The 17,043-nt window shown below is 39.6% G+C and carries 17 protein-coding genes; 12 read left to right on the top strand and 5 right to left on the bottom strand.

Features of this window, described 5'->3' with window-relative positions; genetic code table 11:
- The first annotated feature begins 196 nt into the window (after positions 1–196).
- Positions 197–913: a metallophosphoesterase gene (locus tag GPDM_RS01690; protein WP_008428313.1), complete on the top strand. Its 717-nt coding sequence runs from the start codon at positions 197–199 to the stop codon at positions 911–913.
- 151 nt (positions 914–1,064) lie between these two features.
- On the opposite strand, the gene GPDM_RS01685 is transcribed toward GPDM_RS01690, so the two are convergent.
- Positions 1,065–2,039 carry a proline dehydrogenase family protein gene (locus tag GPDM_RS01685; protein WP_008428312.1) on the bottom strand — a complete coding sequence of 325 codons (975 nt, stop codon included), beginning with the start codon at positions 2,037–2,039 and terminating at the stop codon, positions 1,065–1,067.
- A 318-nt stretch (positions 2,040–2,357) separates the two neighbouring features.
- Between GPDM_RS01685 and GPDM_RS01680 the strand changes: the two genes are divergently transcribed.
- Entirely contained in the window at positions 2,358–2,891 is a 534-nt protein-coding gene (locus GPDM_RS01680) for a GNAT family N-acetyltransferase (RefSeq protein WP_008428310.1), read from the top strand.
- A 15-nt stretch (positions 2,892–2,906) separates the two neighbouring features.
- Positions 2,907–3,617, top strand: coding sequence for a class I SAM-dependent methyltransferase (locus tag GPDM_RS01675; protein ID WP_008428309.1), 711 nt, complete (start codon positions 2,907–2,909; stop codon positions 3,615–3,617).
- Positions 3,618–3,711: 94 nt separating this feature from the next.
- Here the strand turns inward: GPDM_RS01675 and GPDM_RS16690 are convergent, their stop codons facing one another.
- The 4 genes from GPDM_RS16690 to fdhF all read right to left on the bottom strand — a co-directional run bounded on the left by GPDM_RS16690 (position 3,712) and on the right by fdhF (position 9,220).
- The gene (locus tag GPDM_RS16690; protein ID WP_008428307.1) at positions 3,712–3,840 is read right to left on the bottom strand and encodes a hypothetical protein; all 129 of its coding nucleotides are present in this window, start codon (positions 3,838–3,840) and stop codon (positions 3,712–3,714) included.
- A 79-nt stretch (positions 3,841–3,919) separates the two neighbouring features.
- A complete protein-coding gene (aceA, locus tag GPDM_RS01670) occupies positions 3,920–5,212 on the bottom strand; it encodes an isocitrate lyase (protein ID WP_008428305.1) in 1,293 nt (430 codons plus the stop codon).
- Positions 5,213–5,798: 586 nt separating this feature from the next.
- A complete protein-coding gene (locus tag GPDM_RS01665; protein WP_008428303.1) occupies positions 5,799–6,278 on the bottom strand; it encodes a helical membrane plugin domain-containing protein in 480 nt (159 codons plus the stop codon).
- A gap of 14 nt (positions 6,279–6,292) precedes the next feature.
- On the bottom strand, positions 6,293–9,220 hold the full coding sequence (gene fdhF / locus GPDM_RS01660) for a formate dehydrogenase subunit alpha (RefSeq protein WP_008428300.1): 2,928 nt from the start codon (positions 9,218–9,220) through the stop codon (positions 6,293–6,295).
- A gap of 258 nt (positions 9,221–9,478) precedes the next feature.
- On the opposite strand from fdhF, the gene GPDM_RS01655 reads away from it, so the two are divergent.
- From GPDM_RS01655 to moaA, 9 genes are all read left to right on the top strand, one after another.
- On the top strand, positions 9,479–9,862 hold the full coding sequence (locus GPDM_RS01655; RefSeq protein WP_008428298.1) for a Na-translocating system protein MpsC family protein: 384 nt from the start codon (positions 9,479–9,481) through the stop codon (positions 9,860–9,862).
- A complete protein-coding gene (gene fdhD, locus GPDM_RS01650) occupies positions 9,849–10,679 on the top strand; it encodes a formate dehydrogenase accessory sulfurtransferase FdhD (RefSeq protein ID WP_008428297.1) in 831 nt (276 codons plus the stop codon). Before GPDM_RS01655 ends, fdhD begins: the two co-directional genes overlap by 14 nt.
- A 192-nt stretch (positions 10,680–10,871) precedes the next feature.
- Entirely contained in the window at positions 10,872–12,155 is a 1,284-nt protein-coding gene (locus GPDM_RS01645) for an L-lactate MFS transporter (RefSeq protein ID WP_008428294.1), read from the top strand.
- A 204-nt stretch (positions 12,156–12,359) separates the two neighbouring features.
- Positions 12,360–13,604 carry a molybdopterin molybdotransferase MoeA gene (locus GPDM_RS01640; protein ID WP_008428292.1) on the top strand — a complete coding sequence of 415 codons (1,245 nt, stop codon included), beginning with the start codon at positions 12,360–12,362 and terminating at the stop codon, positions 13,602–13,604.
- Complete coding sequence (mobB, locus tag GPDM_RS01635; RefSeq protein WP_008428289.1) at positions 13,592–14,113, top strand: molybdopterin-guanine dinucleotide biosynthesis protein B; 522 nt, start codon at positions 13,592–13,594, stop codon at positions 14,111–14,113. Before GPDM_RS01640 ends, mobB begins: the two co-directional genes overlap by 13 nt.
- On the top strand, positions 14,100–14,540 hold the full coding sequence (locus GPDM_RS01630; RefSeq protein WP_008428286.1) for a molybdenum cofactor biosynthesis protein MoaE: 441 nt from the start codon (positions 14,100–14,102) through the stop codon (positions 14,538–14,540). The genes mobB and GPDM_RS01630 overlap by 14 nt, the downstream gene beginning before the upstream one ends.
- Positions 14,537–14,770, top strand: coding sequence for a molybdopterin converting factor subunit 1 (gene moaD, locus GPDM_RS01625; RefSeq protein ID WP_008428284.1), 234 nt, complete (start codon positions 14,537–14,539; stop codon positions 14,768–14,770). Before GPDM_RS01630 ends, moaD begins: the two co-directional genes overlap by 4 nt.
- Positions 14,767–15,330: a molybdenum cofactor guanylyltransferase gene (locus GPDM_RS01620; RefSeq protein WP_237704116.1), complete on the top strand. Its 564-nt coding sequence runs from the start codon at positions 14,767–14,769 to the stop codon at positions 15,328–15,330. Before moaD ends, GPDM_RS01620 begins: the two co-directional genes overlap by 4 nt.
- A gap of 16 nt (positions 15,331–15,346) precedes the next feature.
- Complete coding sequence (gene moaA, locus GPDM_RS01615) at positions 15,347–16,363, top strand: GTP 3',8-cyclase MoaA (protein ID WP_008428280.1); 1,017 nt, start codon at positions 15,347–15,349, stop codon at positions 16,361–16,363.
- The last annotated feature ends 680 nt before the right edge of the window (positions 16,364–17,043 follow it).

Here is a 17,043-nt window from a genome sequence, read left to right as displayed (position 1 = left end):
CATAAAAGATTGAAAAATCAGTTATAATAGATGTGTAACGAAATATTAATATCTTCTATAGTTAGGGATAGTTTAAACGACTAGTATGCTTCTCATAGGAGGAATGCTCAGTGAAAATTGCGATTTTATCGGATATTCATGAAGGGTTAAACCAAAAAAAACCGAGACTGATATACTATCGCTTTTAAGGGACAGTTTGCTTCAACATGCGCCAGATGTTTTTATCCTGTGCGGTGATATGGCAACTGGACCTGAAAAAAGCCTCAATTTACTAACTAAATTACAAAACGAATTGCCCCAGGTTCAAGTGTTGTATGTTCACGGCAATCACGATATTTATCATGAAGATTCGACTATAGCATATGATAAATTATTAGCTTTTCCAGGAAATTTAGGAAGAGGACCAGTGGAGTTAAATGAAGAGTGGGTCGTCATCGGGGATGGGGGATGGTACGACTATTCATTAGGTGTTTCTGGATTTACGGAAGAAGAGTTTGAAATCGGTCGCTGCAGTAATTTTACATGGCCAGACAAACTTCACGCCCATTGGCCAGAGAAAGATAAAGCAGTCACCGAGAAGTATGCAGCAAAACTTGAACAGTGGTTAATAGAACATCAAGACAAAAATATTATTTTAGTTAATCATTTTGTACCTTTCGCTCATTTTATCCAAATTAAAGATGAGCCGATATGGGATTTTTTTAACGCCATGATGGGAAGTTCAAAATTTGGAGAGTTGGCCGAAAAATATAATGTGAAAAAAATGATTTTTGGTCACACGCATTCTCGGTACCATGAAGAATATAAAGGCATTGAGTGTATTTGCAACCCACTGGGACATTATCCAAATGAATGGGTACTTGACTCGCCAAAAGAAGAAATTCATACTGCAATGAAAATCATCGAAATTTAATATTATTTTGTTTCTGTATTTATCAATATTTATTAGTGAACACCAAAAAACCTGCAAGCCGTCTATGGTTTACAGGTTTTTTGGTGTTAATAGTTTAGTTGATATCAAAAGCGTATGTGGTTAGTGAAGTAATAACCCTATAAATAGAACCTTATGACTTTTTGCTTGTTAAGCGGCCGAGTAAAAATGCGCCAGCTACTACGCCTAATGCCGTATTCGTTTTTTTCGTAAATACTTGTTTAACGACCAAGTTCAAGTTTTGAGGACGCTCAGCAAGTCTACGCATGAAGTAACCATACCAATCTGTGCCGAAAGGAATATACGTACAGAAATTATAACCTTGCGCTGCAAGTTCAAACTGCATTTCTTTACGGAAACCATAAAGCATTTGGAATTCAAACTTATCATTTGAAATATTATGGTCAATGACAAATTGTTTAACATGATTAATGACGTTATGATCGTGAGTTGCAATTGAAGTAAACTTACCGTTTAACAAATGGTACTCGATCAATTCGATATAATTCGCATCAATTTCTTCTTTTGTTTGGTATGCAACAGCTTCCGGCTCTTTGTATGCACCTTTTACAATGCGAAGACGGTAGTTGCTATATTTTTTAATGTCTTCTTGAGCTCTTAGGAAATACGATTGAATTACGGTACCAATGTTGTCATAGTCTTTAGACAACTCTTCCATCAAGTCAAATGAAGGTTGTAGGCGATCATAGTTTTCCATATCAATATTGATAAAAATCCCGTAGTGAGATGCTTTATCAACAATTTCTTTAATGTTTTCAAAACAGAAGGCATAGTCGATATCCAGACCTAATTGAGAAGGCTTTAATGAGATATGCGCATCTACATCGTGGTTGTGGATCGCATCCACTACACCCAAGATCTGATTTTTTGCTGCTAACGCTTCTGCTTTATCGTGGACAAATTCTCCAAGGTTATCAATCGTGCAACTAATGCCTTGTGCATTTAGTTCTTTGATGCTGCCAATGGCTTCTTCAATGTTGGTTCCCGCAACTACGCTATGAGCTCCAAGTTTGAAACCGTAATTTTGAGCAGCTTTATTTAAAAGTTGGTTTTCTGAAAGGTGGATAAAGAAGTTTTTTACGATCATTTTTTATTGCCCCAATCTTCTCTGTATTTTATAACGGAACAAATCGTTGAAGATGTAGTGAACCTTCAACATATGTAGAATAAAATGTTAGACGCAAAATTTTTTTGCATTAATAATTATCCCTATCTATAATAATGCAAAAAAATACTGCATATTGCAATCTTTATTTTTGATATTTCTTTATTATTTTTATGTTTTATTAAATAATGCTTTGAAAGATGACAATTACGTATGCGGTTTTTAATAATGCCGAAATTTGGTAATATAGAAGAGCGAAAATAATTTGGGATATGAATTAAAAAAGGGGGCTGAAGACTTTTGACGAACTATCTTTTTGAATCCAAAAGGTTAGGATTTAGGCGTTGGAAAAACACAGACCGAGACAAATTTTCTGCTATGTCTAAAGACGTAGAAGTGATGCGTTATTTTCCTGAACGATTGTCGAAAGCCCAAGCGAATCAATTAATAGATCGCTTTGAAGCGCATATGGATGATAAAGGCTATACAATGTGGGCAGTAGAACGAAAAGAAGACGAAGCGTTTATCGGTTTTATCGGATTACTGGAAATTACAATGGAGATAGAAGGGAAAGGTTCTGCAGAAATTGGTTGGCGCTTAGACAAACGATTTTGGAAAAACGGTTACGCAACAGAAGGAGCGGAAGCTTGTTTAGCGTATGCGTTTGGCCCATTAAACATGAAGCAAGTGTATTCTTTTACTGCGGCAATTAACAAGCCTTCTGAAAGCGTGATGAAAAGAGTTGGCATGATTCAAGTGGGAGAATTTGATCATCCGAAGCTCGAAAAGGGTAATTCTCTTGAGCGACACGTATTGTATAGAATTAATCGATGAGATTGGGGAGTAAGTATGAAAAACCAAGTAGTGGATGTATTTAATGAGCTAGCAGGCATTTATAAGCAAATGGGAGATGCGAATAATTTATACAATACGCAATATGAAAGACCGGCGATGATGCAACTAGTCCCACAAAAGTTGACCGGGTTACATATACTCGATGCGGGCTGTTCTGCTGGTTGGTATTCTGAGCAATTTGCTCATCGAGGTGCACAAATAACAGCGGTAGATATTAGTCCAGAAATGGTCAAGCACACGCATAAATTACTGGGAGACAAAGCCTCTGTAATTTGTTTGGATTTAGAAGAAACCTTACCTTTTCAAGATGAAACGTTTGATGTGGTTGTTAGCTCGTTAACATTACATTATTTAAAAGAGTGGAGAGAGACATTTAAAGAACTTCACCGAGTATTAAAACCTGGAGGCAGCTTTCTTTTATCGATTCATCATCCGCTAACAGATCTCCAATTATTAGAAGACGTCGATTATTTTAGCACAGAGCTAATTGTGGATTCGTGGAACAAAGGAGGAAAGACTTACAAAGTGCCGTTTTTCCGTAGATCTTTAGGTGAAGTTTTTGAGTCACTACTTGCTCACTTTACAATCGAAAAAATAATAGAACCAAAACCAACTGAGATATTCAAAAAACTAGCACCCGAACAATATGCGAAGCTAATGAAGAGCCCAAACTTTTTAATTTTAAAAGTTAGTAAAAGTAAATAAGTGTTTAGTTACTCCTATAATTTTTCAGTATGTATAATGGAACTGATATAAAAAACACAAGCCACTCAATTTCGAGTGGCTTGTGTTTTTTGTTTTATTCGTCTTTATTGCACATGCAACGTTCACATTCGTAGATGATTGACTGTTGCTGCTCTTTGATTTCGCATCCGCACTCGCGGCATTCTTTCATTGTGCGTGTCTCGTAAGTTTTTGTCGTTTTCATATGAATCTCCTCCAATAAGTTAGTTTATTTTGGGTGAATGCCATGGCGGTGAAATAGATGCTAGTCATATAAGTTTTGTTTATTTAGTTGTAGTAAATTGAGCGGTTTCAGTAGAACCTTTCATTGCTGTTGTGGAACTCGTTCCACCTGAAACGATTTGTGAAATCTCGTCAAAATAGCTTGTTCCAACTTCGCGTTGGTGACGAGTCGCTGTGTAACCTTTTGATTCGTTCGCAAACTCGGCTTGCTGAAGTTTCGAATATGCAGCCATGCCGTGATCTTTGTAGTCATAAGCAAGTTCAAACATGCTGTGGTTTAAAGAATGGAACCCAGCTAGTGTAACGAATTGGAACTTATACCCCATTTTGCCAAGTTCAACTTGGAATTTCGCAATTGTTTCTTCATCAAGCTTCGCTTTCCAGTTGAATGAAGGTGAACAGTTATATGCAAGCAATTTACCAGGGAATTCTGCGTGAATTGCATCGGCAAATTGTTGTGCTTCTTCTAAGTTCGGGTGGGACGTTTCACACCAAACAAGATCTGCGTATGGCGCATATGCTAAGCCGCGTGCAATGGCTTGGTCAATCCCAGGATTCGTCCGGTAAAATCCTTCAGGTGTACGCTCGCCTGTGATGAATTTATGGTCACGAGGATCGATATCGCTAGTGATTAAGTCAGCTGCATCGGCGTCTGTACGAGCGATGATTAATGTTGGTACTCCAAGTACGTCTGCTGCCAATCGAGCAGAAACTAAGTTTCTTACGGCGTTTTGAGTTGGCAACAATACTTTACCGCCTAAGTGTCCGCATTTTTTCTCAGATGCTAATTGGTCTTCAAAGTGAACGCCAGCTGCTCCAGCTTCAATCATTGATTTCATCAATTCGTAAACGTTTAACGGTCCGCCAAATCCTGCTTCAGCATCCGCCACGATAGGTGCAAACCAATCAAATCCTTCAGTGCCTTCAACACCGTCAATTTGATCCGCACGTTGAAGTGCCTGGTTTATTTTCTTTACAACATCAGGGACGGAATTAACAGGGTACAAGCTTTGATCAGGATACATTTGACCTGCAGAGTTAGCATCTGCAGCTACTTGCCAGCCGCTCAAGTAAATGGCTTTTAGGCCAGCTTTTACTTGTTGAACGGCCTGATTCCCAGTCAAAGCACCTAACGCGTTTACAAAATCCTCTTCGTGAATCGAGCGGAATAAACGCTCTGCACCTTTTCTTGCTAAAGTATGCTCGATTTGTATAGAACCGCGAAGCTTTACAACTTCCTCTGCCGTATACATACGCTCAATGCCGTTCCAGCGACTGTCATTTTCCCAGCTAGTGTTTAGTTCCTCGATTTGTTGAAGTTTGTTTGCGACCATGTCATCCATCCCTTTCTGATTTGAAAAATTTGATTAACAACTGTATTAATACAGTTTGTTTTCTTGTTAATTAATATATAACAGTCGGGGTTTTTTGTCATAAGAAATGGATAAAAGCGAATATATCATGACAAAAGCAGTTATCGAACGATAAAGTATAGATTTTAAGTGTTGGGGAGGTTCTAGGGGGAGCTAGAGAGGTAACTATTTACTAGAAATAACGAGAAGTATAATTTTATAAGGTGGAAATAGTAGGTTATTGAGTTATTTATTTCGTGAAATCGAGTTTGTTTGCAGGATAGAGTAGTTTGTTTGCCGAATTCAACAGCTTGTTTGCGGGATAGAGTAGTTTGTTTGCGGTATAAAACCCATTGTTTGCGCGATGTACACCTTTGTTTGCGAAATCAATAACCTCAGAATTTCTCACTCAAATCTACTAGACAAAAAGAAAAAAAGTGACGCATTTATTTTAGTTTCTTCTATATAATAGGGCGTTTTTAAACTTTTAGAAATCTACCGTAAGTAATCTACCTTTACACAATAAAAAACAGTTGCGGAGTATCCGCAACTGTTTATAAAAATCTTCTTATTTACCTAATTCTTTTCCCATTCCTCGTAAAAAATTAAGGCCGAACTTAATAGTTCGATTAATATCTGGATCACGTAAAGCTTTGAGAAGTTGGAATACGCCAATTTTCTTGCCATTTTGATTTTGTTCTTCAGCTTCTTTCAACCCTCTAACTGCACTCGCTGCCAATCGGCCCGTTGACTCCGGATCGATCGCAGTTAATGCACCAGCAGCGCTCATCATATTGTTGATGAGGTTTGTAACCGGCTCACGCGTAGCTTGTTCCATGACCACTTCGGCAATGCCTTCTTTGGCTTTGACCATCGCGCCCACAGCATCCAAAACACCGGCATCATCTAAATCGCCTGTAATAGCTAATAGTTTGTTTAGTGCCTCGTTTTGTTCAGCGATTAACGTTTCCAATTCATAAAGCTTTTGTTGACGGATTTCTTCAGAGGTCCATTCTTTTTTCTTGATCTGTGTTATCGGACTTGCCATAGGACATCACCTTTCTATCGTTGATCTGTCAAATGCACATAGCCATCACGTGCCCATTTTCGTTCGACTTCAATGCCTGATTGTGGCGTGCGCTTTTTATCACGCGGGTTTGATTTTGGTAGCGGACGTTTTACGTGATCTTTTAATACTTCCATGCGAACTTTCGTCTGCTTATAGGCAGGTGTATTTGTTCGTTGGTCAACAGCCGGCCCCGTTAAGAAATTAATGGCAGTTTCTTTTTTGGTAGAGTTCATTGGCAAGAATAGCTCATTGTCTTTTACTCGATCTGTTACAATGACCGGTAATTTTAATGCGCCATATGGTGAGACAAGACGCACTGTTGAGCCATCTTCAAGTCCGCGTTCTTTTGCAAGTTTTGGTGACACTTCAACGAAAGTCTCTGGTAATTTAGAAAGAATTCCTTTAGATCTATCTGTCATATTGCCTTCATGGAAATGCTCTAATAAACGACCGTTGTTAATGTGTAAATCGTATTCTTGAGGAAAGACAACAGGCTCAACCCAATCAGATAAAGCAAATCGTGCTTTTTTATCCGGGAAGTTAAAGCCATCTACATATAGAAGAGGCGTACTTTCGCCTTCTAAGCTACCCCATAAGAAACTGTCCCATCCTTCCATATTCGTATAATCTGCTTTTGCAAATAGGGGAGACAGGCTTGCCATTTCAGCAAAAATTTCACTTGGGTGACTGTAATTCCAGCCAGCACCTAGACGGTTCGCAATTTCTTGAACAATCCACCAATCTGCTTTCGATTGTCCTAATTCTGGTAATGCTTTGTACAGACGTTGAACACGACGTTCTGTATTAGTAAACGTACCATCTTTTTCAAGTGACGGTGATGCTGGTAAAATAACATCTGCATATTGTGCTGTACGTGAGAAGAAGATGTCTTGCACAACGAAAAAGTCGAGCTTCGATAAAACTTCATCAACGTGATTAGCATTAGAGTCAACTAAAGCCATATCTTCACCAACAACGTACATCGCTTTCATAATGCCTTCATCCACAGCTTGTAGCATTTGGATATTGTCCATGCCTGGCTTGTCATCAATTTTCACGCCGTAAGCTTGCTCGAATTTTTGACGTGCATTGTCGTCGGTGATGTGTTGGTATCCTGGTAACCAACCTGGAAGTGAGCCCATATCGCAAGCACCTTGTACGTTGTTATGACCACGAAGTGGGTAAGCGCCAGCACCAGGACGACGGTAATTTCCTGTTGCTAACAATAAGTTGGAAATAGCAGCAGACGTATCAGATCCACCTGTGTTTTGTGTAACGCCCATGCCCCAAAGAATACACGTGCCATCAGCATCACGAATCATTTCTGCAGTACGGATAATCGTTTCTTTTGAAACGCCACTCCGTTTTTCAGCATACTCTAGCGTGTACTGAGCCAATACTTCTTTAAACTCGTTAAAATAATTGACGTTTTCATCAACAAATTGCTGATCGTGCCAACCTTGATCAATCATGTATTTTGTGACAGCCATTAACCATACTTGGTCAGTACCTTGTTTAGGGGTAATGAACAGGTCGGAGCGTTCAGCCATTTCGTTTTTACGCATATCCGCCACAATCAATTTCTGATCGTGTAATTTATGAGCACTTTTTACACGTGTTGCTAGAACGGGGTGACCTTCAGCGGGATTTGCCCCTACAATAATCACGAGCCCGGCGCTACCAATATCTTTAATCGTACCCGCATCTCCGCCCATTCCAACTGTACGGAACAATCCATCAGTTGCAGGGGATTGGCAATAACGTGAACAGTTGTCGACGTTATTTGTTTCAAATACTTGACGACTTAACTTTTGAATTACATAGTTGTCTTCGTTCGTAATTTTTGAAGAAGAAATAACACCAATGGAGTCTTTACCGTTTTGTTCTTTAATTGCTTTAAATTTAGAAGCCACAAGGTCAAGCGCTTCTTCCCAGCTAGCTTCAACAAACTCGCCATCTTTCCGGATTAAAGGAGTTGTGATGCGTTCTTCGCTGTTGACGAAATCCCACCCGAATTTACCTTTAACACAAGTCGAAATTTGATTGGCAGGTGCTTCTGAAACGGGTTGAATCTTTAAGATTTTGCGATCTTTTGTCCACACTTCAAACGAACAACCAACACCGCAGAACGTACAAACCGTTTTGGTTTTTTTCGTGCGTGTTTCACGCATTTTCGCTTCTGCATCAGAAACAGCCATGATTCCGCTATAGCCTGGTTCTACATCTTTTACCAAATCAATCATCGGGCTAAGAACTTTTTCTGGGATTGCAGTCATAAAGCCAGCTTCACCGAGCATTGAGGTTTCCATTAGCGCATTACATGGACAAGCCGTTACACATTGACCACAGCTAACACATGAGGAGTCATTGATTTTTGCGCCACCGTCCCAAAGAACAATCGGACGATCGCGCGACCAATCCATTGTTAATGTTTCGTTAACTTGTAAGTTCTGACAAACTTCTACACATTGACCACATGCAATGCACTGGTTTGGATCGTACCGATAAAATGGATTTGTTAAATCAACTTCATCCACTGTACATTTTGGTTCGTAAGGATATTTTTGATGTTCAATTTCCATCATGTCGACCGTGTTATGAACTTTACAGTTTCCGTTGTTGTTGTCGCAAACAGTACAATAAAGCAAATGGTTTTCAAGAATTCGATCCATCGCTTCAGTTTGAGCTTCTTTCGCCCGTGGGGAAGCAAGTTGCACATCCATACCAGCTACAGCTTTTGTTGAACATGAGCGAACAAGTTTGCCATCAACTTCAACGATGCAGGTATCACAAGTTTCAATTGGATCGAGTTCGGGCATATAACAAATTTGAGGGTGAAGAATTTTCTGTTCGTTCAGCACTTGTAAAATAGTTTTTCCTTGTTCAAAATCAGTAAGGGTGCCGTTAATTTTTATCGACATGCAAAATCCTCCTTTTTGATATAAAAAAATCCACTATGAAAAACACACTTGATAAGTGTTTGTTTTCATAGTGGAATAGTGGTTTAACAGGACTTGCTAAATGACCAATCCAAGCTTATACAGTTAAAGTGAAAGCGCTGTCGCAATAACTTACGGCAGTACCAACATATGCTATTATTATAAACAGTAAAAATGTCTTATACAACTAAAATATAAACTATTCAATAAAAAAATCCGGACGATAGGGAGTAGAAGCATATGTCTAAACAAATCCATGAATTTAACGACATCATTCGGAAATTACGAAAAAGTTTATTTGGCAAAGGTCCAGAGCGGATCCACACGGTATTTGTCAACGATATGGCGATCTCGACTTTGTATGGCAACCTTAGCCCTTCCGAACAATTTATCGCGAGAACTCCTGAAGGAAAAGAAATGGTTCACGCAGCACGGACCCGTATGATTCAAAGCGTATACGCTTCTGCTGCTCCAGAAGGCATGGAAAAACTGGTCAATGCTAAGTTTGTCCACCTGTTTTCAGATATCAAAATAGAAGATGATATTGCGGTATCTGTTTTTCTTTTCGATAGACCAATTGATCAATCAGGGCAGATAGGAGAGAACATCGATGAAACAAGATAAAGTACGGAAAATCATTCGATTCGAAAAAGGTGCTTTTACCGAAAAAGAAGATCGTGTTGTTGTTGAACAACCAGCCACTATCAAAATCAACGGCAAAGAATTTATCACTATCGTTTGTTCCCCCGACAAGATGGAAGAAATGGCTATTGGATTTTTAGTTTCTGAGCGAATCATCCCAAACTTTAAAGATATCCAAGACATTCGAGTAGAAGAAAAAACAGGTACGGTGCACATTACTGCAAAAAAAGTCTATCCATTTTTTGAGCAATTACAAAATAAGCGATTTATTAGTTCTTGCTGCGGGATGAGTCGTCAAGGATTTGTTTTTGCACACGATGCCATGATTGCGAAGAAAATGACAGAAGTCCGTGTGACATTAACACCTGAAAATTGTTTTCAACTTATGACAGAGATGGGCGAGTCAGCAGAAATGTTTAAGCAAACAGGCGGCGTGCATAATGCGGCTCTTTGCGATGCAAATGGCATTATTGTTTCTCGTATGGATATTGGCAGGCATAACGCACTGGATAAAATATATGGCTATTGCTTGATGAATGATATTGACGTTCGCGACAAAGTAATCGTCTTTAGCGGCAGGATTTCTTCTGAAATTTTGATGAAAGTGGCAAAAATCGGTTGTGAAATTGTTCTTTCAAAATCTGCTCCTACAGAACTGGCATTAACTTTAGCTGAAGACTTAGGGATCACAGCAATCGGTTTTATCCGAGGAAGTTCATTTAACCTTTATACACATCCCGAAAGAATTATTGGAGAAAAACCGGAAGAAGTTTTTGAAAAAAAATCTGGTGACAAATAAAAAGAAGGGTGCTATGATTCTAATCGTCTTATTATTCACAAAGTAATCACATTTACAAACAAGAGTTTAGCTGTAGTTTTACAGCTTTTTTTCTTGGGAAATTAACCACGTAACTACAGAAAACTGATGATTTTTCTTTTTGAGAAATCATTTTATATAGTTATATACAATTTCACCAGGAGGTCAGAGAAAATGAAAAAGAAACCAAAAAACAGATGGCTGATTGCTTTATCTGCAGTGGGGATTCATATATCAATTGGATCTGTTTATGCATGGAGCAATTTTACAAACCCCTTAATCGACCAATTTGGCTGGTCAACTAGTCAAGTGCAATTGACATTTAGTATTGCCATCTTATTTTTAGGATTATCTGCAGCTTTTTTTGGGAGTTTTGTTGAGAAGTATGGTCCTCGTAAAGCGGGACTAGTCGCTGCTATGTTTTTTGGTACTGGAATAATCGGATCAGGTTTTGCTGTAAGCGCTTCCTCTTTGCCGATGTTGTATGTGTTTTACGGAGCTCTTGGGGGAATCGGTCTTGGAATTGGCTATATTGCTCCGGTTTCAACTTTGGTTAAATGGTTTCCTGACCGTCGCGGGTTAGCAACAGGTCTTGCTATTATGGGCTTTGGATTTGCAGCTGCGATTAGCAGTCCGATTATGGAACAGCTCATCACCACTGTCGGCGTAGAACAGACGTTTTATATTTTAGGGGCAGCTTATTTAACCATTATGTTGTTATCTTCACTCTATCTCGAAAAGCCACCAGAAGGATGGTCTCCAGCTGGATTTGAAGAAAAACTCAATAGTGGAAAAGCCGAACGAAAAATTGATTTGTCTCAACTGACTGCGAACGAAGCGATTAAAACAAAACGTTTTTATTATTTATGGTTTATGTTGTTTATCAACGTGACATGCGGGATTGCGATTTTATCAGCTGCCAAACCAATGGCAATTGACAGTATCGGCATGACGACCGTTCAAGCGGCAGCATTAGTTGGTGTTCTTGGAATCTTTAACGGTCTTGGCCGTCTTGGCTGGGCTACAATTTCTGATTACATTGGTCGTCCAAACACATACACTGCATTTTTTGTTATTCAAATTGCATTGTTTGCGTTCTTGCCGTTTACAACAAATGCGTTATTCTTCCAAATTATGCTAGCGATCATTTATACTTGCTACGGTGGTGGATTTGCATCAATTCCAGCATATATTGCTGATATTTTTGGCACGAAGCAACTTGGTGCGATTCACGGATACATTTTGACAGCATGGGCAGCAGCTGGTCTTGCGGGACCATTATTTGCAGCTTACATGAAAGACAAAACAGGAAGTTACGAAGGCAGTCTGATGTTCTTTGCAGGCCTGTTTGTTGTAGCACTTGTTATATCTCTTGTAATTCGTCTTGATATTCGAAGACTTCGAGCTAAAAATGCAGAAATGGCAGTACATGCTAATGCTGAAGTTGTGAGTGATTGAGTAAACTCCTGAACAAATGATTTAGTTGAAAAACCTTGAAAGGTTCAATTTTCAAGGTTTTTTCTTTTATAGGAAAATCCTTGTTTGACAGGCACTAGCTGTTTGTATAAGTTTAGTACGATAAGAAATTTACAAAAACCTAGAAAATACATAAGCAGTAAAACACAATAGAAACTTTGTTTTCTTTAAAGGAGCTGAAGTAGAATGGTCGAAAAACGGACGCCGCTAGCTGTTGCAGAAGCGGTAAAGAAAGTAGTAGAACAGGCTGTTACAATTGGTGCTGAAAAAGTAAATTTAGAAGAAAGTTACGGTCGTATTCTAGCAGAACCAATCGTTGCTTCGAGCGATGTGCCGCCGTTCGACCGTTCGCCTTATGATGGATTTGCTATTCGTTCAATAGATTCTGAAGGAGCATCGGGTGATAACCGAATTGCGTTTAAAGTAATTGACCATATAGGAGCAGGAGAAGTTTCTACAAAACAACTGCAAGCATTTGAGGCCATCCGCATTATGACAGGAGCACAGCTTCCAAAAGCGGCAGATGCGGTTGTTATGTTTGAACAAACTATAGAAACGGATGACGGCATCACCATTCGAAAGCCGTTTTTACCTTTAGAAAACGTATCTTTGCAAGGCGAAGATCTTCAGAAAGATGAAGTCGTAATCGACAGTGGAAGTTTTATTAACCCAGGAACTGTGGCATTGCTCGCAACTTTTGGTTATTCACAAGTTCTTGTAGCAAAACAGCCTATAGTGGGCATTCTTTCTACAGGGACAGAATTATTAGCAGTTGAAGATGATTTAGTACCCGGCAAAATTCGCAATAGCAATGGCCCAATGATTGTAGCTCAGTTAAAGCGGATGGGCTTAACTTGTAAAATGTATGGCATGTCAGTCGATAATTTAGATGAAAGTTATCAGGTTATAAAAAAAGCGGCAGAAGAAACAGATTGCCTTATAACTACAGGTGGTGTTTCTGTCGGGGATTTCGATTTTCTTCCAGCTATTTATGAAAAACTTAAAGCACAAGTATTATTCAATAAAGTCGCTATGCGCCCAGGCAGTGTAACGACAGTTGCAATAGCAAATGGTCGCTTGTTGTTCGGTTTATCAGGCAACCCATCAGCTTGTTTTACAGGATTTGAACTGTTTGTGCGTCCAGCACTTTTGAAAATGATGGGTGCCCAAAAGTTATATATGCCACACACCACTGCAACTCTCGGTGAAGATTTTACAAAAGCCAATCCATTTACTCGATTTGTTCGAGCAACTTATGATGGACAGTTAGCATCGCCAGCAGGCTTCAACAAATCTAATGCCGTGTCTTCTATTGCACGAGGCAATGCCTTAATTGTGTTGCCGGGCGGTTCGCGAGGCTACGAAGCAGGAGATACTGTGGACGTTTTGCTGCTCGGTTCAGAAGAAGGGGCGGCTAGGTGGCAACTGTGAAAGTATTGCAAATAGTGGGGTTTAAAAATAGCGGCAAAACAACAGTAACTTTGCAATTGCTTAAACTTGCAAAAAGTAGAGGAAAAACAATCTCTACAATCAAGCATCACGGGCATGGCGGGGCACTCAATATGCCTGATGCTAAAACCGATAGCATGCAACATTTCGATCAAGGAGCAGATTGTTCTGTTGCTTATGGAGATGGCGTTATTCAAATGCATCAGCAAAAACAACAGGCAACTTTAGATGATTTAATCACAGTTGCTAGCAACTTAAATCCAGATTTGATCTTGGTAGAAGGGTTTAAAGAAGCGCAGTACGAAAAAATAGTATTACTCAATTCTGAAGATGATTGGGTCAGCCTACAAAAGCTGAAACACATTCAACTGGTTGTTTCTCCAAAAGTAGTAGAACTGGACAATGTGCGCCTGATTCTGCAGAATGACAGTAAGCAATTAGCGAATTGGTTTATCAATTGGATGGATGGTGACAGTCATGAAAGCGTTTGAAATAGTAACAACCCAAATCAATCCTCAACTTTATGCAGATTTTGTTTTGCGACCAGAAGCAGGAGCAGTAACTTTGTTTACAGGACATGTTCGTGAATGGACAAAAGGTGTGCGAACCATGTATTTATCATATGAAGCTTATATACCAATGGCTGAGAAAAAACTAGCCCAAATTGGCGAGGAAATAGAGCAGCGTTGGGAAGGCACAAAAGTTGCGATAGCTCATCGCATTGGCGAGTTACAAATAAGCGACATTGCGGTAGTAATCGCAGTGTCATCTCCGCATAGAAAATCGGCATATGAAGCAAATGAATATGCCATAGAACGAATTAAGGAAATTGTACCAATTTGGAAAAAAGAAATTTGGGAAGACGGAGAAGAGTGGATTGGCGACCAAAAGAAAAAACCAGAAGGGGAATCAGTATGATCAGCTTACGATATTTTGCAGGCCTTAAAGAACAAACCGGTATCTCAGAAGAACAAGTGGACATGGCAGGAAAAACTGTTGAAGAATTATGGCAATGGGCGAATGAAAAATACCCGGAATTTCTGAGTGGTGCAGCCCGTTTAGCTGTGAATGAAGAATACGCGTTACCAACAGATGTGTTAGCGTCTGGAGATGTGGTTGCTTTTATCCCGCCGGTAAGCGGAGGGTGAATTTGACTGTCGGAATATTACTTGCAGGCGGCTTGTCTCGACGTTTCGGCTCCCCTAAAGCATTTGCTGAAATAGAAGGAGAGTATTTTTACGAATGTGCATACCGCGCATTAGCTGGAGTGTGTGATCGTGTTGTCATTGTATCCAGACCAGAATTGGTGTCACGTTTTTCATCAAACTATGACGTCATTACAGATGCAGAATGGGTCAAAGGAAAAGGTCCGCTAGCTGGAATTTACTCAGGTATGATTGCAATACAGGCAGACAAATATGTAGTGTTACCGTGTGATATGCCTTTCGTCGGACCTGAAGAAACAAAAAAACTTGTTGCTTTAGCAGATACGTCTGCTGATATAACGGCTGTTTTGAACCATGCCGAAAAAATCCCCTTGTTTAGCATTTGGGATGGGCGCATTAAAAATCAGCTAAAAAACGAACTAGAAAACGGACAATTACGGGTGATGAATTTTATGGAGAAAGTCACAACTAGATGGATAGATACATCGACCATCCATGAAGATCAACTTGTTTTTCGTAATCTAAATCACCCGGATGATTAAAAGAGGAGGTGGCAGTATGGCTATAAACCCAGTACAGGACCAATTCCAACGTCCAATACGGGATTTGCGAATATCGGTTACCGATCGCTGTAATTTCCGTTGCTCTTATTGTATGCCAAAAGAAGTATTCGGTGACGATTATGCATTTTTACCAAAGCAGGAATTATTGTCATTTGAAGAAATCCACCGCTTAACAAAAGTTTTTGTAGCAATGGGCGTCAAAAAAATTCGCCTAACTGGTGGAGAACCGTTAATGCGCAGAGGATTGCCTCAACTAGTTGAAAAAATTCTTTCAGTTGAAGGGGTAGAAGACATCGGCTTGACGACTAATGGATTATTGCTTGGAAATCAAGCGCAAGCTTTATATGATGCAGGACTTCGCCGTTTGAATATTAGCTTAGATGCTTTGGACCCAGAATTATTCGGCAAACTGAATGGCAGAGGAATTGATCCTTCACATATTTTAAAACAAATCGATTTTGCTCAACAAGTCGGATTTGAAATTAAAGTCAATATGGTTGTTCAAAAAGACGTCAACGAACATGAGATTTTGCCGATGACGGCTTATTTTAAAGAACGCGGCATCACATTACGATTTATCGAATTTATGGATGTTGGAAACGATAACGGTTGGAGCTTTAAAAAAGTAGTGACCAAAAAACAAATTTTAGAGAAGTTACAATCTGTTTATCAACTAGAGCCAGTAGATAAAGATTATTACGGAGAAGTAGCGAAACGTTATCGATTTGAAGAAGGGGAAGGACAAGTCGGATTTATCACATCTGTATCTGAGTCTTTTTGTTCTTCTTGTACACGTGCGCGTTTATCGTCAGACGGCAAATTTTATACTTGCCTATTCGCAACAGGGCATTTCGATATTCGTGAACTAATTCGCAGTGGGTTAGATGATGAAGAATTGTTAGAGAAAATTTCAGCTGTTTGGGAACGAAGAGACGATCGATATTCTGATGAACGCACCGAACTAACAGCGAAAAATCGCAACAAAATTGGTATGTCGTATATTGGCGGCTAGCCTACAATAAAAGGGGCTGTCCCAAAATGTCATGAAAAGTGACTTTTAGGGGCGGTCCCTTTTCGTCTTCTAAAGAAAGGGCTGATGTCCATTCCGACGGACGCTTTCCGCGGGCACGGCCTTAGCCGCTTCCCTCGCTTCGCTCAGTCCAGGGTCTTCGGCTCGCGCTGTTCCCGCTGGAGTCGCCGTCTCCATTCCCATCAGCCGTTTTAAAACGAAAAAAGGATACAAAAAAATCGTCCATTTATAACAACCAACAAGGCTTTGCTATCTTTGATATTTAAGACCTTGTGCCAGCCAACCAAATCGCACATGTAATCAATGAGATGGTGAGTTATTTTTTACCATGATTTTCTCGATCTCGATTAATTTCTTCTTGGAGTTATTCTTAGTAGGCGCGTGTTTCTTTTCGGATTACTCCCCTTTTAAATTTCCATTTATTGGCACTGTATTCTCACGAGAGCCAAGTAGGGGCGATTTTGGCTCCTCTTTTGAGACGAGCTTGCGCAGGAGCAATCATCTTTGCTCTACTCAAAGCGACCGGAGCGATGGATTCCCATAAAAAAACTGTAGACCACTCGAATAAATCGAGTCTGACTACAGTTTGAAAGGATGAATCCTATGGGATTAGGATTCTCCTTTTGTGTATTGATAAATGTATTTATCTTTCGTTTACTGGC

The sequence above is a fragment of the Planococcus donghaensis MPA1U2 genome (genome assembly GCF_000189395.1).
Taxonomy (GTDB): domain Bacteria; phylum Bacillota; class Bacilli; order Bacillales_A; family Planococcaceae; genus Planococcus; species Planococcus donghaensis_B.
Note: the sequence above shows the minus strand (reverse complement) of the source record. Positions and strands in the feature narration are given on the sequence as shown.